Below are 20,102 nucleotides of genomic sequence, written 5' to 3'. Positions count from 1 at the left end.
TAGGAGACATATTGCTGCATTGCAACATTGATTTTGCAGTGCAGCATATTGCCCGTTAACCGTCGTTTGGCACCGGCAGTGTTATCCAGTTTACGTGACGGTCATGCTTTGATTATTTAAAGAAACGTAAACAGGGCCATCGCGCGCCGCCCATCAGGACAGTTCATGCGCCTCTACCCTTTTATCGATATTGCGGTATTGCCGGAGGTTCGGGAGAGCTTCTCACGGGGAGACGCTCTGGCCGTCCTCACGGAGGATGCCGCCGAGATTATCTGGGTGAACGGGCCGGGCGCTTCATTTTTTGGCTCGTTTGCGATCGAGGATCTGATCGGCGAGCCCGCGCCTTTGCAGGCACAGGCCCGGCGTCAGTTGCGCGCTGCGGGCAGTGGCGTCTCTCCCCGCCCCTTGCTCCTTCGAGTCGACCGCGGCATCGGAGCCCGCCAGTTAGCCGTCAAAGCGCGGCAGGTCGAGTTGCCGGACGGCGTCACGGCAATTCTGCTGATCGCGCCCGGCGATGGCCCCTCCCAGGCCATTACAGGTTTCTCTGACGAAAAGGCGGTGGCGGCGCTGCTGGACGAAAAGGGCCGGCATGTCGCGAGCGATCCACGCTTGGCCGAGATCAACCCGTCGCCGGAAGACATTCTTTTCCTGCGTAGCCGACTCGACAGCGAAGGCGCGACATCGGTCAAACAGCGCATCGGGACTGACTGGGGCCGCGTACCGGCCGCACTTGGCGATCTTGGCGGCTCGCCGCGCCATTTTATTCTTTTCCTGTTTCTCGAACCGGCATCGGCAAAGGACGAGGCCTCCCCTCCACAAAGCTCCGAAGACGATGAGGATGCTGCAGGGCGTACGGAAGCGCCGCTCCGTTTTCTCTGGGAGACCGACGCCGACAACCGCTTCACGATCGTCTCCGAATCTTTCAAGCGGCTTGTCGGGACCACGGGCGCCATCGAAGGCCGCGAATTTCACATCGTGATGGAACGGCTCGGCATGGATCCCGACCACAGGCTTGATGGCCTGATGAAACGCCGGGACACGTGGTCGGGCCGCTCTGTCGACTGGCCAATTGCGGGGACGCCGAACGCTGTCCCCACCGATCTGGCCGCGCTTCCCCTTTACGATCGGGAACGGCATTTCCTCGGATATCGCGGCTACGGCGTCGCCCACCCGGACCGGATATCGCCGGACCCTGAGCAGCGGGGCCTGCTATTTGCGAAAGGATGGCCGGACGGCAGCCGCACGGGGGACGGACCGCAGCACCCCGCCTCCCAGACGCAGGCCGCAGCCGAGGCACAAGCGGAGACTCAGGCGGAACCGCCGGCCATGGCTCCTGCACCGCTGCGACGCAGGTCTGACCATTCCGCACTGGACAGACGAAGTCGCAGAACGCTGACCGACGCCGAAACAATTGCCTTCCAGAGTATCGGCGCTCACCTTCGCGAAGAGAGTGCAAAGACCCTTCCTGCAGAAGAGAGCGAAGCGAAGTCGGCACCGGACAAGAGGACGCGCGCCGCCGAGGAGAGGTCGGATCTTTTGCTTTCGGACGAGGTATCCGAGCCAGTCGTGGAAGACGATGATCGGCAGACGGCACCGACAACGAGGGAAGCTGAACTGGTCGACGAGGTCTCCAGCCCGCCGACCCTGTCGACGGGCGACGCCGATCTCGAGCAAGCAGGCGACGAAGCTGCACGCCTCGCGATCGAGGCCATGGGATGGCAGCGAAGCAATCGGCTCGCTCCCGAGGTTCTGGCGCGGATATCGGGGCTGGATCGGCAGCGAAACGTCGAAGCGACGAGCGATGATGGAGCCGAAGACGCGGAAACGAGTCTGTCGGAGGAGAGCGAAGGATCTGCCGAATCTGCTGCGGTCGAGACTTCCCCTTCACCAGATCCTGATTACGGATCGGCGGAGCCAGCCGCGGACGCTGCGGAAACGAATGAAAACGCCTCCCACTCAGGCGTTCCGCTCCTCACCGACGATGGAATGGTGGCCGACGAAGCAGCCGGTGATGCCGCAAGCGCGGTAGGCATGTCCGGTGAGGACCTTGGTGTCGCTCCCGTCGAGGAGCCTGCTGCCGAACACATTTCGGAGGAAACAGAAGCCCAAGGCGACGCAACGAGCGATCCGCAGGTCACGCCCTCCCCGGCGCGGAGTACACATCTCACGCCGTCGGCGCTTGCCCGGCTTCCCATCGCCTCTCTGGTGCTCGACCATGGCAAGATTGCTTACGCCTCACGCTCACTACTGACACTCACCGCCTATCGAGACGTCGCGACGATCGAAGAATCCGGGGGCTTCGCTGCACTTTTCGACGAAGCGGCCTCCGCCGATGGCGACAGGCGCGGTGGCCCGCCAGTCCAAATGGTGAAATCCGACGGTTCGGTGGTGCCGATCAATGCGCAAATGCAGGCCATAGGCTGGAACGAGGGCAGCGCTCTGCTTTTTGCGTTCATGCCACTGCCTGGCAGCGAGGAGGATCAGGCGGACGACACTCCGCAGATCGAGGCACAGGATCAGCAGGCCGAAACGTATGCGGCAGCAACCGACCTGATTTCCGAGGAGGAAGCCGAGCGCCGCGTCGAGGAAACGGCGGCCCCGCTTCGCCGCCATGTCGAAGAGCTGACCGCCATACTCGATACGGCCACCGATGGCGTTGTTCTGCTGACACCGGAAGGCGATATCCGGGCGATGAACCGGTCCAGCGAGGCTCTGTTCGGCGATGATGCGGAGAGCTTGCGGGACCGGCCGTTCCGACAACTCTTCGCCTATGAGAGCCGCCTCACCATCGACGCTTATCTCGCGTCGCTGCGCGAGAGCGAGCGCGCATCTGTTCTGAACGACGGACGCGAGGTGATCGGCAAGGAGAAAGGCGGCGGATTCATCCCGCTCTTCATCACATTGGGCAAATTGCCGGCCAATGGCGGCTATTGCGTTGTCCTGCGTGACATCACCCCTTGGAAACGGGTTGAAAACGAACTGCGGCAGGCCCGGCGAGCAGCCGAGGATGCCTCGGCCCAGAAGACGGAATTTCTGGCGCGCGTCAGCCACGAGGTGCGCACACCGCTCAATGCTATTATCGGCTTCTCGGAACTCATGATCTCGGAGCGCTTCGGTCCTGTGGGCAATCCGCGCTATCGCGATTACCTGCGAGACATTCAGAAGTCGGGCAATCACGTCCTCGATCTCGTCAACGATCTGCTCGATATCTCGAAGATCGAGGGGGGCCATCAGGAAATGGAATATGAGGCGATCGGCCTCAACGAAGTGGTAGCGGATGCCGTGGCCATGTTGCAGCCACAGGCGAATGCCGAACGGGTCATCATTCGCACATCGCTGTCCTCCGGGCTCCCGGACGTCGTCGCCGATCCGCGCTCGATCAAGCAGATTGCCATCAATCTGTTGACCAATGCGGTCAAGTTCACATCGGCCGGGGGTCAGGTCATCGTCTCGACCGGCCCAAACCGCGATGGCTCCGTGGCGCTACGCTTTCGCGATAGCGGCATCGGTATGAGCGAAGAGGATATTTCCCAGGCGCTGAAGCCATTCAAGCAGATCAGCACATTGCGCCGAACCCGGCGGGATGGCACCGGCCTCGGCCTGCCGCTGACAAAGGCGCTCGTAGAGGCGAACAAGGCGCGTTTTTCCATAGAGAGCGAGCCGAATATCGGCACCCTTGTAGAAGTCACCTTCCCCCCGGAACGCGTCCTGACCTGAAGCGACCTTTCAGACTGGAATCGTTCTAGCCAAGTCGCACTATCCTTGACCGATTGCATCGACTTTCGGAGAAGAACCGTAGATTGATCGCCATGCTTCTTCGGGATGGCGCTTTTCTTGATACTTGGGAGTTCTCCATGACGTCATTTGTCACGCGCCTGACCGTCGCGACAGCTTTGCTGGCCTCGCCTCTTCTCATGTCGGCTGCCCAAGCGCAGGACGATGTCGTCAACATCTACAGCTACCGGCAGCCCGACCTCATCAAGCCGGTTCTGGATGCCTTCACGGAAGAGACGGGCATTCCCACACGCGTTCTCTTCATCAACAAGGGCCTCGAAGAGCGGGTGCAGGCCGAAGCGGAGAATTCCCCGGTCGACCTAATCCTCTCCACCGACATTTCCCGGCTGGTGAATGCCAAGGAAATGGGGATCACACAGCCGGTCGAAATGGATGAGCTGAACACGGCGATCCCTCAGGAATATCGCGACGAAGAGAACAACTGGTTCGGCCTGACCCGCCGGGGACGGGTCATCTACGCCAGCAAGGACCGTATCGACACGGATGAAATGGATTACGCCGATCTCGCCGACGAGAAGTATCGTGGCCAGATTTGCATCCGCGATGCGCAGCACTCCTACAATCTCGGACTTTTCGGCAGCCTGATCGCTCGCTGGGGTGAGGAGAAGACCGAGCAGTGGATGGAAGGACTGCGTGAAAACCTGGCTCGTCGGCCCGATGGCAACGACCGTGCGCAGGCGCAGGGTATCTATTCCGGCGAATGTGATCTGGCGCTCGGCAACACCTATTATGTGGGTCTGATGCTGACCAACGAGAAAGAGCCGGAACAGCAGGACTGGGCCAATGCCATCAAGATCATCTTCCCGACGATCGGCGAACATGGCACCCATGTGAACATTTCAGGCATGGCGCTTGCAAAACATGCGCCGCATCCGGATGCCGCCAAGAAGCTGATGAGCTTCCTCGCGTCGGACGAAGCCCAGCACATCTACGCCAGCCAGGTTTTCGAATATCCGGTCAAGGAGGGCGTGGAGCCTTCGGATGTCGTCAAGGGTTTTGGCGAACTGCGCGCCGACGATCTGCCTCTTTCCGAGGTGGCTGCCAACAGAAAAGCAGCGTCGGAGATGGTGGATCGCGTCGGACTAAACCAAGGGCCGACAAACTGATCGGCTGGGCAACCAGCCGTAACAGCGAACGCACCGGCCAAACCCCCTTGCCGGTGCGTTCGCTGTCTTCCGTACGGCGCCCAGCGGGGCGATGAGGTCTGATGGAAGCGTTTCTTTCAGAATGGCGCGTTCGGCTGAAACCACGGCGGATCGAAGGCACACGCACTCCGCGGGACAGCAAGCCTCTCATAGGCGTCGGCATCATTGCGGCGCTCGCTCTCCTTCCCATCGCGACGGTTCTGCTGATCGCCCTATTCGGCACGACCGACACCGCGCAATGGGCCCATCTGACAACGGTCGTTCTGCCAAATGCCCTTGGCACGACCCTATTTCTCCTGATGCTTGTCGGCCTTGGCACGGTGGTGGTGGGCGTTGGCACGGCATGGCTGATCGCAACCTTCGAATTTCCCGGCCGTCGCCTCTTCGCCTGGATGCTGATCCTGCCCATCGCCGTGCCGCCCTATTTAGCGGCCTACGCGTTCGCTGAATTTCTTGCCTATACCGGCCCGGTGCAGGGCGCCCTCCGCGCCTTTTTCGGCTGGCAGAGTGCGCGGGACTACTGGTTTCCCGATATCCGCTCCACAGCCGGCGCCGCGCTGGTCATGGCTGCGGTTCTGTACCCCTATCTCTATCTGGCGACCCGCGTCGTCTTTCTGATGCAGGGCCGCAATATTGCCGATGTGGCTCGAACCCTCGGCGCGGGGGCGGGAACGGTCTTCGGCCGGGTCCTTCTGCCGACCGCGCGACCCGCCATTGTCGCGGGCCTGGCGCTCGTGATGATGGAAACATTGAACGACATCGGAGCGGTAGAGCATCTGGGCGTCCGGACGCTGACTTTCGCGATCTACGACACTTGGCTGTCCCGCGGCAGCCTCTCCGGCGCGGCCCAGCTTGCCGTCGTCATGATGATTATCGTCTTCTCACTGGTGCTGGCCGAGAACTGGGCAAGGCGGCGGCAGAGCTTTCACGGTACCCGTGCCACCCAGATGATGAGCCGACCCGCGCGTCAGAATCTTTCGAACGGACGCGCGCTGGCTGCAACATGCCTCTGCGCCATTCCGATCCTGCTCGGCTTCGGCATACCGGTCGGCGTCCTCGGGCGCTACGCGATCCACCGGTCCGAGCAATTTTTCACGCCCGGCATGCAGGAGGCGATCACTCACTCTGCATTGCTTGGCTCGTCGGTCGCCCTTGTCACCGTGGTGCTCGCCTTCGCAATGCTGGCGGCGAGCCGCCTCGAGCGTTCTAACATCCTGGCTGGCCTTTCCCGGCTTGCGACGCTCGGATATGCGATGCCCGGCACCATCCTCGGCCTCGGTCTCCTTTTTGCCCTGACAAGCTTCGATAACGCGCTCGACCGCTTCTTGCGCACCCATCTGGACATTTCGACCGGTCTTCTTCTTTCCGGATCGGCCATCGCTGTCGGTTATGTCTGCACGGCCCGTTTTCTGGCGCTCGCCGATGCGAATCTGCGCTCGGGAATGCAAAAACTGCCGCCGGACATCGACAATGCCGCGCGATCACTCGGAGCCGGCGCTGGTCGTTCTCTTTTTCGTGTTCTGCTGCCGCTACTCAAGCCTGCCCTCGGCACAGCCTTCATCCTCGTCTTCGTCGATACGGTGAAGGAATTGTCCGCGACGATCCTCCTCCGCCCGTTCGGCTTCAACACGCTGGCAACTTACGTTTACGAAAATGCCTCGCGCGGCGCTGTCGAAGAGGGCGCGGCGGCGGCCCTTCTCATTCTTGTGCTTGCGATGATACCGGTCCTGATGCTCTCTTACGCTCTGGGACGGGACCGGCCTGTCTGAATGCAAAAAAAGCCCCAGCGCGGGGCTGGGGCAGAAAAAGTGCTAACCGAACATCAGAGAGCAAAAACACTTTCCCGGGGGACAGGGGTCAGGCCTCTGAGCCTTCCGCATGATCGTGCAGCAAATGTTAACAAAAGCTTGCCAAACTGCCACGCAATTTACAATTCACTAAGACATATGAGCCTAAGGTAAATTACCGGGTCAGACTTCCTTTACCATATCGGCTACGTGCTTCATGGATAAGCAGCACGGGGACGGCCTGATAGGCTAGAGCGACTTCATGAAACGCCGCATTCGCAAATTCGGTATTATCGCAGCGTCCGCTGCGCTGGTAATGGCGCTATTGCTGCCGGCGCTCTCCTATGTCGCTTCGCAAGTTCTTCTGCGCGAGAGGATCGCAACGTCGCTGACGCGCTGGACCGGCCAACCGGTCGAAATCGACGATCAATTATCGATCCGCTACTTTCCGCGCCTGTCGGCGGTGGTGACGGATCTGCGCATTGGAAAGACGACTACCGACGGCCATGCGCCGCTCCGCGTCGAGCAGGCCAACCTCCAGCTTTCCCTTCTCGATGCCCTGTTTGGCGAAGCCAATCTCTCCTCCGTCATCCTGATTGAACCGACCCTTCGCATCTCATCGGCCGATATGGGGGAGGAAGGACCGGCCATTCTAGACAATATACTGCGCCGATGGATTGGCACGGACGCCACCCCCGCGCCTCTCGGACCGGCCTATCTCGAGTTTCGCGATGGCAGCGTCCTTGCATCAGGTCAGGAGAACGAGCGTCCGGTCGTGAGCAATATTCAGGGTCGCCTGACCGGCCTCGATGCCGACAGGTCCCTTCGCCTGGAAGGCGGCGCCACATGGCGGAACATGCCGTTAAGCGGCTCCATCACGATCGAACATCTTCGCAACCTCGCTCGTCTGGAGCCCACAGTTTTCGGCGTCAATCTGCGTTCGAACCTCGGCTCCCTCACATTTGACGGCAAGTTCGATCCTCTTCACCGCAACTGGTTGCGTTCCGTCTCGGGCAAGTTTTCAGGCGATTTCACACAGCTTAGACGGGCTCTCAGGCCATTCGATCTTCGCCTTCCGACGGCCTTGCCCGATTCCCTCTCCATGCGCGGGATCATCGCCCAGGCGAATGATCGGACCACGCTTACCGTCGAGGAGATGAGCGTCGAGGACCACGATGGGAACGGTACGCTCAGCATTGTCCCGCCGCACCGCGGGTCCCCTACATCGATCTCGGCCACCCTCGCCTTTCAATCTCTGGACCTGCTGTCGCTCGTCACCCGCATTGATGGTGGAGATGGCCGACGCCGAGGACGGCTGGGCACAAACCGCGCGCCGCGCACAACGGTCGGTTCCAGCGAGGCCACTCATATCGATATCCGCCTTTCAGCGAACGAGGCGAGCTATGGCGATGTGAGGCTTGCCGACCTTGCCGTCAGCGGCCGCTTCGGCGACGGCCAGAGTGCACTGGACATCAATAATGCAGACCTTCTCGGCGGGACCCTGCAAGGCAACTGGCGTCGAAACAATGGGGAGGAAGGTGTCGAAAGCCGCCTCGAACTTCACTTCGCGGACATTTCAGGCTCGCAGCTCTCCGACGCGCTCACGCTTCCAGGCATACTTCCAACCGGAACGGCCAGCATCGATCTCTCTCTTGCCGGACCACCGGCGCTGGACCGCCTCCTCTCGCGAGGCGACGGCCAGTTCGAGGCGTCTTTCTCAAATGGCGAGCTACCCAACCTCGACCTGTCACCGATTATCGATGATCAGCTCGGTGGCGGCTTCTTCAGTCTCTCTCGCCTGACCGGTGACGGTCTCGATTATGATGACGCACACTTCAAAGGACGCCTTCTGAATGGCGTCGCCTTTCTGAACGATGCATCCATCCGCACCGGTCGCTACCAGATCGAGTTGAATGGGCGCGCGCCCTATATGAGCCGGAGCCTCGCCCTGACAGGGCGCCTCCTGGCGATGCCCGCACCCGGCCTCACCGGAACCGTCCCGGACGATGCGCGCCCGCAAACGCTGAGCCGGTTCTTTGTCGGAGGCTCCTTCTCCGAGCCATTCATAACGGGATCTGGCGACTAGCGAAAATCGAAGGCGGAGAGTCCCGTGACCATCTCATCCAGTCCGAGTGGCCGTGTGATCGGCGGCTCGGCGCGAGCGAGGCAAGCCTGCCGCTCACAGAGCCGACAGGCGGGGCCGATGGGCGTCGCTGGCACGAACGCCTCTTTCGTGCCGCCTGCCTCGACACCCGGCAGACCATCGCCATAGACAATTTCATCCTTCTGGCTGAGTTCACAACCAAGCAGAAGGGCCGTCCGGCGGGGCCTCTCCGAGAAGGCTCCCTGCGGACCTTCCAGTGTGCGACTTACTGTTAGGAAAGCCGCGCCATCGGGCATCTCCACCGCCTCGACAAAAAGCTGACCGGGCTGGGTGAACGCGGCATGGATCGCCAGTTTCGGGCAGTGCCCTCCAAATCGTTGCTGCGGAAAGCCCATCGCGCCAGCGCGCCGAAAACGGTTCCCCGCATTGTCGATTTCCAGCATGAAAAACGGGACGCCTTCCCTGCCCTCACGGCGCAATGTCGTCAGACGGTTGGCGGCTTGTTCGAAACTCACCGAGAAGCGGCTTCGCAGAACATCGACATCGTAGCGAACACGCCGTGCGGCCGCGAGGAATTTCTCATAGGGCATCATCAGGGCGTGGGCGGCATAGCGCGCCAGTTCGAACCGTGCGATGCGGCGGGCTTCCTCGCTTGTCAGGGGCAAAGCCTCGATCTGCTCGGCAATCGGCTTGGAGAGCGCGATCATGGACGCTTCCATCGCCACTTCCCGCAACTGGTCGAAAGGGGAAAGGCGCTCGGAGATGAACAGGCGCTGGCTGTGCCGGTCGAAACGGCGCCGCCATAGCGGCATGGTCGAGACCGGCAGCACACGCACGGAAAGTCCTTGCTCGGCGCGAAACCAGTCTTTCAGCGAAGCCAGCAGACCGTCGCCCGGCGAGAGCTTTTCATGAAATGCTTCGGCCGCCTCCTCAATGGCGGGGAAATGGTTCGGGCGCGACTCCAGAAGCTCGCGAACCTCGTCGATCGGCATTCGCTTGCCGGAGACCGCGGTGACCCGTCCCTCTTTTGCAAGGATGGAAGACAGATCGGAGAGACGTTCGCCCTGCTCCACATAGGCGCGATGGAGCTTGATAATCGACGCCGCGACGTTGGGCGCCGCCTCCGCGACCTCGAGCAGTTCCGTTTCGCTCGGAACATCCTCGGCAAGCAGGGGATCGGAAAAGACCTGTCGTATCTCGCCCACCGTCGCATCCGATTCTCCCTGCAACTGCTCCGGATCGAGCTTGAAGGCGGAGGTCAGCTTGAGAATGATCTGGACGGTCAGCGGTCTCTGATTGCGTTCGATCAGGTTGAGATAGGAAGGCGAAATACCGAGCTTTTCGGCCATCGCCGTCTGCGTCAGCTTCTCCGCATGGCGGATACGCCGAATGCGAGGTCCGGCAAAAATCTTACGGTCGGCCATAGCCAGGGTCCTGAAGTGGGATCGTTCAATCAGTAAAAGTCTTTACAGATTTACGAAGAAGCTGTCTCTCAGGCAAGACAGCATGACCCCTTTGGTAAGAAGCCTTTCTTCCCGAATGGTGGATTACGTCTAAATGACTAGTTCGTAGCAAGATATGCTCTTTACAATCGATGACAGAAGATCGATTGGAAGAGACGATCGCTTGCCAACCACGCTATGCAAGCGTTAATCGAGCCGAGACGTAACAGATCGCATGGAGACGCGACGATGAAACCACCCGTCAAGGAACGCGCCGAGGAGCAATCCTCTGCCATGGACGGCGACCAGCAGGCCGCAATCCGCATGGTTGCCAACGACCTTCACCGGTTGAACCAGAGCGTGATGAAGGCTGTCGACGCGGGCGTCTCCGTGGAGCTCGTCCGCTCAGCCCGTCATCACGGCGGCGAAGGCAACTGGGGCGATTTGCTCGTGCCGGTTATCATCGCGCAGAAGGCCGGCTGACACTTTTTCAGCCAAGACGAACGAAAGGCGTGGGCTCGCAAGAACCCACGCCTTTTTCATTGTTACCGCGCTTCGATGACTGGTCGTCAGCCTGGCGCGTCAGCGTCCTCCACATTGATCCGCCGCCAGATGGCCTCGGCAAATGAATAGGCTGCGAAACAGATGAGGCCGACGCCGATCGCTCCCATCAGCCACTGGCCAGCGGGCAAATCGGCGATGAAGCGGAGTGCGCCCGCGAGGCCGACATCTTCGTTGGTGCCGCCACTGAGCGTCCGCCATCCAAAAAGATAGGCAATCACCAGAAAGATCAGACCGCGTGCACACAAACCCGTCCGGGAAACCGGATTGATGATCTTTTTCGCATCGGGGCTGGGTGACATATATTTCAGATAGCCGCGCTTATACGCCTTGACGAAGTGCGCAACGGCGACCCCGGTGAATACTGCGGCCAATATGGCCGAAGCGGCTGTCGATCCAACAAAGTTCGAGATCGTGCCGGCCATGCCGCCGCCACTACCACTATCGCTGCTGCGACCACTCTGCCAGAGCGACCAGGTATAGATCGTGAGCGTCGCGTAGGTGAAACAGGAGGCAAGGAGGCCGCCGCGTATGGCAAGCCCTTTCGGATCGAGGCCGTGATCGTCCGTGTCGAAGATGGCCTGGACGAAACGCCAGACCGCATAGGCTACGAGACCGATCATCAGCAAAATCGCAACGAAAGACCCGAACCCGCTTCCGCCCAGCAGCTTTTGCAGTGCGCCGGTGGAACTGAGAATTTCGCCGCCGCCGACGGCGAAATAGGCTGCGAATATGCCGATCACCAAGAAAACGACGCCACGCGCCGCGTAGCCGGTTCGTGCGAAAGGCCGGAACACCCGTTCCATATCCTTGCGGTCCATAAAGTCCCTCCTGCTGTCCGCCTCTTCATCTGTGAAGCTGCGAAAGCGTCGAAAGTTCCGCTTTCATGTCAGAGCTTTCGGAAAAGGCCGGGCCGATGACGAGATAAACGGAATTCAATCCCGGGGCGATGCGAACAAACTTCCCTTTTCCTGCCAGCGCTGAAGCATTGTCATCAGCACCCAGCACAGACACGCCCAGAAAGTGCCGATCGCCCAGCCGGCCAACACATCCGAAGGCCAGTGAACGCCAAGATAAACGCGCGTCGCGCCGATCAGCAGCGCGTAGAGCACCGCCATGGCAAAGATGTAGGCCCGCCCCGGCCGGCTCTCCGTGAGGCGAATCAGCATCACCGCCAGAGTGAGAACAACACACGTCGTGATCGTTGCGTGTCCGGACGGAAAGCTCTTGGTGTGGATGACATCAAGCTGCGCGACGAGGTCGGGGCGTGGGCGGCTGTAGAAGATCTTCAGCGTCGAAGACAATGCCATGCCGCCCAGAATGCCGATCGAGACGAACAGCGCAGCGCCCCAGCGCCGCTCGACCGCCAGAAAACCGAGGACGGTCAGCACCAGCAGGCAAACGACGGGAATCCCACCAAGAGCGGTGTATTCGATAGCTGCCTCCCGAACCCAGGCGGGACCGATGGTCTCGTCGGGATTTCCCGGCACACGAAAAAACATGAGAACGGCGCGATCGAGGCGCTCGGTTTCACCTTCGTCGACCTCATCGGCAATGCTGAGAAAGGCGAAGAGGCCCGCAGAGGCAATCGCAGCCACGACAAACGGAGCCAACGAAGCCGGGCTTTTCCGCACTTCCCGCACCAGTTTCAGTGCCATATCCTTGAGCTGACTATTCATTGCCGTCCTTCACTATCTGCCGACCCACTTCTCTCCGCGGGCATTCAAATCTATATCGGAAGCCAAACTCGTATAGTGGCGGAGATAGATGAGCACGCATCAAGGGCCCGACGTAACAGGTGGCGCGACCGAAGCTGGGGACAATGACATCCAAAAGGTCATCGAATGCCTGAGGGGCGTTTCCAGCTGGCGGGAGGCCGCAGCATGGCTACAGGCGCGCGGCATCGAGGATATCGAATGCATCACGCCGGATCTGGCCGGTGTCGCACGCGGCAAGATGATGCCCACCAACAAGTTCACGTCGAACACGGCGCTCTCGCTGCCTTCTTCGATCTTCCGGCAGACCATTTCGGGAGACTATCCGGAGGAGGTCGGCGATTTTCGCTATGACCCCAATGACGGCGATCTCAAGCTCCTGCCGGACCTTTCCACCTTGTGCGTCGTGCCGTGGGAGAGCGACCCCACCGCCCAGATCATATGCGATATCGTCGATACAGCGCGGGAGAATGTCCGCTATACGCCAAGGAACGTCCTCAAGCGTGTGGTGGGTGAATATGCGAAGGACGGATTCAAGCCTGTCGTCGCGCCCGAGATCGAGTTCTATCTCGTCGCGCAGAACGTCGATCCCGACTATCCGCTGGAGCCACCGAAGGGCCGCTCCGGACGTTCGATCCTCGGCGGCCAGGGCTATTCCATTTCCGGCATCAACGAGTTCGACGATCTGGTGGACGATATCTACCACTTCTCCGAAGCGCAGGGCCTGGAAATCGACACGCTGATTCACGAGAGCGGGCCGGCCCAGCTCGAGATCAATCTGCGCCACGGCGATCCGCTGGAACTCGCCGATCAGGTCTTCCTCTTCAAGAGAACGATACGCGAAGCCGCGATGAAGCATGGCATCTACGCCACCTTCATGGCCAAGCCGATGGAAGGCCTTCCGGGCAGCGCCATGCATATTCACCAGAGCGTGGTGAGAAGCGATACGGGCGAGAACATCTTCACCGATGCAGACGGTCGAGCCTCGCAACTTTTCTTCCACTATATTGGCGGTATGCAGCGCTACGTTCCGCGCGCACTCGTCACCATGGCACCGTACGTCAACTCCTATCGCCGCCTCGCGCCAGACATGGCCTGCCCCCTCAACAACAAATGGGGCTACGACAACCGCACCACCGCTTTTCGGGTGCCGGCCTCGGAGCCACAGGCAAGGCGCGTGGAAAACCGACTGCCCTCCTCTGACGCCAACCCCTACCTTGCGCTTGCCGCCTCGCTCGCCGCGGGACTTCTTGGCATTCGCAACGCAGTGGAGCCGGAGGAACCGACCCAGGAAAGTGTCAATGAAGGCGCGATCGAACTGCCGCGCAGTCTTCTCGATGCAGTCTCCCTTTTCGAGGAAGAGCAGGATTTCCGTGAAATTCTCGGACGCGAATTCATCACCAATTATTGCGGTGTAAAGCGAGGCGAATTCGAGACCTTCATGCAGGTGATCAGCCCGTGGGAACGCGAGTTTCTGCTGCTGAACGTCTAAATCCCGTCCTTTCGTCCTCATTCATCCGGACCCGGCCATGAACCAGGAACCGCACACACTTACGCGCGACGATATCGAAGCCTTGTTCGAGACGTACCGCAACGGCTTCGACGATTTCGACTCCGAAGCCATCGCCGACTGTTTCACCTATCCTGTGACGATTTGGCAGCTCGGAGGCGGTACGGTCTTTTCCGAGGAAGAAGATCTTCTGGAGAATATCGACGCGCTTCTGACCGTTCTGGAGCGGGAAGAGATCGTCAGTTCGGACTTCGCCGTCCGAACAATGGAAATTTCCGGATCGACGGCCTTTGTGACCATGGACTGGACGCAGAAGCGGGCCGACGGCGAAGCCGCCTGGCAGTTCACCTGCGATTATACTCTGATTGTCGCGGAAGATGGCGAACCGGCGATCGCCCTCGTCGTCAACCATTGAGGTCGCCTGAACGCGCTTCTCCGCGAACCTTTACGACCGCTCTTGTGAACCGCTTCGCCCGCAGCTAATTGCGCGTCATGATCTACCGCAGCCCCATTTCTCCTGGTCTCTCCTGGTACGAGGCCAGTGTCGCCAACCGGCCGGCCTATCCCTCGCTCGATGGAGACCAGCGGGCCGATATCGCCATTATTGGTGGAGGCTATACCGGTCTTTCGGCGGCGCTGCGCCTTGCGGGTGGGGGCGCAGACGTCGTCCTGATCGATGCCCATCGCTTCGGAGACGGCGCCTCGGGCCGCAATGGCGGGCAGATCGGAACCGGACAACGCGCATGGCCGACCGAGTTGGAAAGCGAAATCGGTCTGGAGCGCTCCCGCGCCCTCTTTCGGATTGCTGAAGAGGCGAAAGCGGAACTGCTCTCCATGGCGGACGATCACGGATTCGATATCGACTACCGGCCCGGGCAGATCAGCGCCGTTCACAAGAAGCGCTGGGTGCAAGGCTATCGAAACCATGCCGAAGCCATGGCGGAGCGCTACGATTACCCACATATCTCCTTTCTCGATCGTGAGGAGACGGCGGCGGCCATCGGATCGAAACGTTATCATGCCTCGATCCGGGATATCGGCACCGGTCATATTCACCCACTCAAACTGGTGGTGGGAATGGCCGAAGCCGCCGAGAAATCGGGCACAAGGCTTTTTGAGAACACCCCCGCCCATGCAATCGACGCAGAGGGTGCGGGTGTTCGGATAACGATGGAGCACGGCACGCTGCATGCATCGCGCTGCCTTGTTGCGACCAATGCTCATGGCGATGCGTTTCAGGCCGAACCCGTATCGCCGCGCCACATCATGCCGATACGGTCCTTCATCGGAGCAACCGGCCCGCTCGACAACGCCGACGCCATCCTGCCCGGTGGCGAAGCCGTGGACGACAGCCGTTTCATGGTGCGCTATTTCCGGAAGATCTCGGGCGACCGGCTGATGTTCGGCGGGCGTGAGGCCTATAGCGCCAAAACACCGGGCGACATTTCAGGCCATATCCGCAAGCAGATCGCAGAGATATTTCCCGACCTTTTCGATGTCGATATCGACCATGTATGGGGCGGTTCGGTGGGTATTACCCTTCCCCGCCTGCCCTTCGTGCGCACCATCATGCCGGGCGTTACCTCGATCGGCGGCTTTTCCGGCCACGGGGTGATGATGGCGACCCATACCGGTCGCCTCTGGGCCGATGCCGTGATGGGCCATCGCGACGATCTTAAACTTCTGCAGGATCTGGATATTCCTCCTTTCCCCGGCGGAGTCGCGCTGAGAAAGCCGCTGCTGTTCCTTGCGATGACGTGGTTCGCCATGCTCGACAGGCTTTGATACGGGCAAGGCTGGACCCGTCGCTCCTTCCGCCCTCTATATCGTGCCGGAACCCATTCGCATGGCAGCCGAGCACGACAGCTTATTGCTCTTCTAAATCGATTTATATAGGTACGGGTGCCATCACCGGAGAACAGGCCGCTTCATGAGCAGCACCATCATTCCCGTCGATTCCTGCGATTTCGTCATCTTCGGCGCAACCGGAGATCTCGCAGAGCGAAAACTTCTTCCCGCACTCTACCATCGCCAGTGTGCCGGGCAGTTCACAGAGCCGACCCGTATCATCGGCGCCTCCCGCTCAGAGCTTTCCGATCAGGAGTTCCGCGACTATGCGCGTAACGCGCTGACCGAATATGTCAGCGAGGAGGAAAAGGATCACGGTCAGGTCGATGCCTTTCTCAACCGCCTATTCTATGTGGCGGTGGATGCGACGAGCGACGAGGGGTGGCAGGCCCTTCACGAGAAAATCGGCGACAGCCGGGCTGTCCGAGCCTTCTATCTCGCGGTCGGCCCATCGCTTTTCGGGCCAATCGCGGAGCGAATCCGCGATCACGACCTTCTCACCGACGAGACTCGGATCGTCGTTGAAAAGCCACTCGGACGCGATTTGGAATCCGCCGTCGAACTTAACCGAACTCTCTCTTCGGTGTTTCGTGAGGATCAGATTTTCCGGATCGACCATTACCTCGGCAAGGAGACCGTCCAGAACCTGATGGTGTTGCGCTTCGGCAATGCCCTTTACGAACCGCTCTGGAACAGCGCCCACATCGACCATGTGCAGATTACGGTGGCGGAGAGAGTCGGGCTGGAAAGCCGCGCCGATTACTACGATAAGTCCGGCGCGATGCGCGACATGGTTCAGAACCATATGCTTCAGCTTCTGTGCCTGGTGGCAATGGAGCCGCCCGCCTCGCTGGATGCCGACGCGGTCCGCGACGAAAAGCTGAAGGTTCTGCGCGCCCTGACGCCGATGACCAACGATACCGTCCACCGTCATACGGTACGCGGCCAGTATCGAGCTGGCGCTTCTCTGGGCGGCGCCGTAAAGGGTTATCTGGACGAACTGGAGAGCGGTAAAAGCGAAACGGAAACCTTTGTCGCGCTGAAAACGGAGATCGGCAATTGGCGGTGGGCCGGGGTTCCCTTCTATCTGCGCACCGGCAAGCGTCTCGCGACGCGGGCCTCCGAGATTGTCGTGCAGTTCAAACCGATCCCGCATTCCATCTTCGAGGAAAGCGCCGGTGAAGTCGTCGCCAATCAGCTCGTCATCCGTCTTCAGCCGGATGAAGGGGTCAAGCAGTGGATGATGGTCAAGGACCCCGGGCCGGGCGGAATGCGGCTACGGCACGTGCCGCTCGACATGTATTTCGCCGATGCATTCAACGTGCGGAACCCTGACGCCTATGAGCGGCTGCTGACCGATGTGGTTCGGGGAAACCAGACATTGTTCATGCGGGGCGACGAAGTCGAGGCGGCATGGAAGTGGATCGACCCCATCATGCGCGCATGGCACGAGAGACCGGGCGATATCGCCGGCTACACCGCCGGTTCGTGGGGTCCTGCCGCTGCGATCGGCCTGATCGAACGAGATGGGCGGAGCTGGCATGAATCCTTCTGAACAGAGCGAAAACCGAAATCCCGAAGATCTGCTCGCCAGGGCGCCGGGCGAACCGCAATGGCTTGAATTTTCCAGCCGGGGGCGTCTGGCGGAGCGACTTTCCGGACGGGTTGCCGACGAGCTCGCCGCCGCGATCGAAGAGCGAGGCATCGCCACGCTGGCGCTGTCCGGCGGACGAACCCCCGAACAGTTCTTCGTCGCGCTTTCGGAGCGAGACATCGACTGGAGCAAGGTCATCGTGACCCTTGTGGACGAGCGGTTCGTCGACACGTCCTCACCACGCTCCAATGCGGCGCTCGTCATCAAGCGCCTTCTGCAGCGGCACGCCGCCGGCGCCGCTTTTGAAAAATTGTACGAGCCTGTTCCGACAGCCGAAGAAGCAGCCACCATACTCAATCAGCGTCTGAAAGGCCTTCCGCAGCCCTTCGACGTGGTGCTGCTGGGTATGGGGACAGACGGCCATACGGCTTCATTCTTTCCCAAGGGCGATACGCTGGACGAGGCGCTCGACCCGAAGGGAGAGCCGCGTGTCCTCGCAATGAATGCGCCGGGCGCAGAAGAACCCCGGCTCACCTGGAACCTGCCTGCGCTCGTCAAAGGCCGTTCCATCCATCTTCATATTGAAGGGGTCGAGAAGAAAAGCGTGTTGTTCGACGCATTGTCGGACAAGGAATCTCCCTATCCCATTCGCGCCATCTTCGATCACGCCCCGACGGGTATCAATATCTGGTACGCGCCAGCCGAAGGATAAACCACTATGCCGACCCAAGAGATCACGCAGATCACAGAACGCATTATCGAACGCAGCAAGCCAAGCCGCGAATCCTATCTTCAGCGCCTAGACGATGCGGTCAGCGCCGGCGTCAATCGCACGACGCTGTCCTGCTCCAATCTGGCCCATGGGTTCGCCGCCTGCTCGGCTGCGGAAAAGAGCGACCTCTCGGGCGATACCGTGCCCAATCTCGGCATCATCACCGCCTATAACGACATGCTCTCGGCGCATCAGCCCTTCGAGCGGTTTCCGGATATCATCCGTGATGCCGCACGCGAGGTGGGCGGCGTCGCCCAGGTCGCATCGAGCGTTCCAGCCATGTGCGACGGCGTGACGCAGGGCCAGCCGGGCATGGAACTTTCCCTGTTCTCTCGCGATGTCATCGCCATGGCGGCCGGCGTGGGTCTGTCTCACAACATGTTCGACGCCGCCGTCTATCTTGGCGTCTGCGACAAGATCGTTCCGGGTCTTTTTATCGCGGCGCTCACTTTCGGCCACCTGCCCAGCATCTTCGTGCCGGCCGGTCCTATGACCTCGGGGCTGCCCAACGACGAAAAATCCCGCATCCGCCAGCTTTATGCGGAAGGCAAGATCGGGCGGGCCGAATTGCTCGAAGCGGAAAGCAAGAGCTATCACGGTCCGGGAACCTGTACATTCTATGGCACCGCCAACTCCAATCAGATGATGATGGAGATCATGGGCCTGCACATGCCGGGCGCGTCTTTCGTCAACCCGAATACGCCGCTCCGCGACGCCCTGACGAAGGAGGCCGTCGCCCGCGCCTTCCAGATCACGCAGGCGGGGAACGAATTCACCCCAGTCGGCCGCATGATCGACGAGCGCTCCATCGTCAACGCGGTTGTCGGGCTCAACGCGACGGGCGGCTCGACCAACCACACGATCCACCTGATCGCCATGGCGGCGGCGGCAGGCATCAAGCTCACATGGGACGATATTTCCCAAATCTCTGACAATGTACCGCTTCTGGCGAGGGTATACCCCAACGGTCTTTCCGACGTGAACCACTTCCACGCAGCGGGCGGCATGGGTTTCCTGATCAAGGAGCTGTCGAAAGCCGGTCTGATCCATGACGATATCCGCACCGTCTACGGCGAGGGAATGGAATCATACGGCATCGAGGTGAAGCTCGGCGAGGACGGCACAGTGGTGCGCGAAAAAGCGCCGGATGTGAGCCATGAGCCGAAAATCCTGACGACCGCCGATAAGCCGTTCCAGCCAACCGGCGGTATCGAGGTCATGAAGGGCAATATGGGCGAGGCCATCATCAAGATCTCGGCGGTCAAGCCGGAAAACCGTTTCGTGGAGGCGCCCGCCATCGTCTTCGAGGACCAGTCCGAACTGCAGGACGCGTTCAAGGCCGGCGAACTGGACAAGGACTTCATCGCGGTCGTCCGCTTTCAGGGACCGAAGGCCAACGGCATGCCGGAACTGCATAAACTGACACCGCCGCTCGGGGTGCTCCAGGATCGCGGCTTCAAGGTGGCTCTCGTGACCGATGGCCGCATGAGCGGCGCATCGGGCAAAGTGCCTGCGGCCATCCACGTCACGCCCGAAGCGCTGAGTGGCGGCCCGATCGCCAAGGTCCGTACCGGGGACATGATCCGCTTGGACGGTGAGCAGGGCACGCTGGAAGTCCTCGTCGACGGAGACGAATTCGCCGGCCGCGAAGCCGTATCGGCCGATATGGCAAAGAACCAGCACGGCATGGGACGTGAATTGTTTGCCGCCTTCCGGCAGGTTGTCGGACGGGCCGATGAAGGCGCGACGGTCTTCCACGCCTGACGGCGATCCATCCCGTTCAATCTCGATAGGGCCGGCAGTTCTTGCCGGCCCTTTTGTTTGCGTTC

General features: G+C 60.6%; 14 protein-coding genes. 11 read left to right on the top strand and 3 right to left on the bottom strand.

All coding sequences use genetic code 11. From position 1 onward, the window contains the following. Positions 1–165: 165 nt before the first annotated feature. The 4 genes from D8780_RS02455 to D8780_RS02440 all read left to right on the top strand — a co-directional run bounded on the left by D8780_RS02455 (position 166) and on the right by D8780_RS02440 (position 8,813). Positions 166–3,717 (top strand): ATP-binding protein, encoded by a 3,552-nt coding sequence (locus D8780_RS02455; protein WP_121644208.1) that lies wholly within the window; start codon positions 166–168, stop codon positions 3,715–3,717. Positions 3,718–3,854: 137 nt separating this feature from the next. Beyond that, complete coding sequence (locus D8780_RS02450) at positions 3,855–4,901, top strand: extracellular solute-binding protein (RefSeq protein ID WP_121646310.1); 1,047 nt, start codon at positions 3,855–3,857, stop codon at positions 4,899–4,901. A gap of 101 nt (positions 4,902–5,002) precedes the next feature. Then, positions 5,003–6,709 (top strand): ABC transporter permease, encoded by a 1,707-nt coding sequence (locus tag D8780_RS02445; protein ID WP_121644207.1) that lies wholly within the window; start codon positions 5,003–5,005, stop codon positions 6,707–6,709. 280 nt (positions 6,710–6,989) lie between these two features. Further along, positions 6,990–8,813, top strand: coding sequence for an AsmA family protein (locus D8780_RS02440; protein ID WP_121644206.1), 1,824 nt, complete (start codon positions 6,990–6,992; stop codon positions 8,811–8,813). Here D8780_RS02440 and D8780_RS02435 read toward each other — a convergent pair. Then, entirely contained in the window at positions 8,810–10,255 is a 1,446-nt protein-coding gene (locus tag D8780_RS02435; RefSeq protein WP_121644205.1) for a helix-turn-helix domain-containing protein, read from the bottom strand. The two genes, D8780_RS02440 and D8780_RS02435, sit on opposite strands and share 4 nt — an antisense overlap. Before the next feature lie 267 nt (positions 10,256–10,522). On the opposite strand from D8780_RS02435, the gene D8780_RS02430 reads away from it, so the two are divergent. Beyond that, positions 10,523–10,756 (top strand): SMc00767 family acetate metabolism repressor, encoded by a 234-nt coding sequence (locus D8780_RS02430; protein ID WP_094075545.1) that lies wholly within the window; start codon positions 10,523–10,525, stop codon positions 10,754–10,756. A gap of 86 nt (positions 10,757–10,842) precedes the next feature. Here the strand turns inward: D8780_RS02430 and D8780_RS02425 are convergent, their stop codons facing one another. Continuing rightward, positions 10,843–11,655: a DUF1206 domain-containing protein gene (locus tag D8780_RS02425; RefSeq protein WP_121644204.1), complete on the bottom strand. Its 813-nt coding sequence runs from the start codon at positions 11,653–11,655 to the stop codon at positions 10,843–10,845. 114 nt (positions 11,656–11,769) lie between these two features. Beyond that, entirely contained in the window at positions 11,770–12,513 is a 744-nt protein-coding gene (locus D8780_RS02420; RefSeq protein WP_121644203.1) for a phosphatase PAP2 family protein, read from the bottom strand. A gap of 88 nt (positions 12,514–12,601) precedes the next feature. On the opposite strand from D8780_RS02420, the gene D8780_RS02415 reads away from it, so the two are divergent. The 6 genes from D8780_RS02415 (at position 12,602) to edd (ending at position 20,037) form a co-directional block, all read left to right on the top strand. Next, positions 12,602–14,041: a glutamine synthetase family protein gene (locus D8780_RS02415; RefSeq protein ID WP_121644202.1), complete on the top strand. Its 1,440-nt coding sequence runs from the start codon at positions 12,602–12,604 to the stop codon at positions 14,039–14,041. Between the two features lie 37 nt (positions 14,042–14,078). Then, positions 14,079–14,474 carry a hypothetical protein gene (locus D8780_RS02410; RefSeq protein ID WP_121644201.1) on the top strand — a complete coding sequence of 132 codons (396 nt, stop codon included), beginning with the start codon at positions 14,079–14,081 and terminating at the stop codon, positions 14,472–14,474. A gap of 77 nt (positions 14,475–14,551) precedes the next feature. Further along, a complete protein-coding gene (locus D8780_RS02405; RefSeq protein ID WP_121644200.1) occupies positions 14,552–15,844 on the top strand; it encodes an NAD(P)/FAD-dependent oxidoreductase in 1,293 nt (430 codons plus the stop codon). Positions 15,845–15,989: 145 nt separating this feature from the next. After that, positions 15,990–17,462, top strand: coding sequence for a glucose-6-phosphate dehydrogenase (gene zwf / locus D8780_RS02400; protein WP_121644199.1), 1,473 nt, complete (start codon positions 15,990–15,992; stop codon positions 17,460–17,462). Next, on the top strand, positions 17,449–18,213 hold the full coding sequence (gene pgl, locus D8780_RS02395) for a 6-phosphogluconolactonase (protein ID WP_121644198.1): 765 nt from the start codon (positions 17,449–17,451) through the stop codon (positions 18,211–18,213). Before zwf ends, pgl begins: the two co-directional genes overlap by 14 nt. Positions 18,214–18,219: 6 nt before the next feature. Further along, on the top strand, positions 18,220–20,037 hold the full coding sequence (gene edd, locus D8780_RS02390; RefSeq protein WP_121644197.1) for a phosphogluconate dehydratase: 1,818 nt from the start codon (positions 18,220–18,222) through the stop codon (positions 20,035–20,037). Positions 20,038–20,102 lie beyond the last annotated feature (65 nt).

The sequence above is a fragment of the Notoacmeibacter ruber genome, assembly GCF_003668555.1.
Taxonomy (GTDB): domain Bacteria; phylum Pseudomonadota; class Alphaproteobacteria; order Rhizobiales; family Rhizobiaceae; genus Notoacmeibacter; species Notoacmeibacter ruber.
The sequence above is the reverse complement of the archived record's forward strand: the minus strand, read 5'-3'. Positions and strand labels throughout refer to the sequence as shown.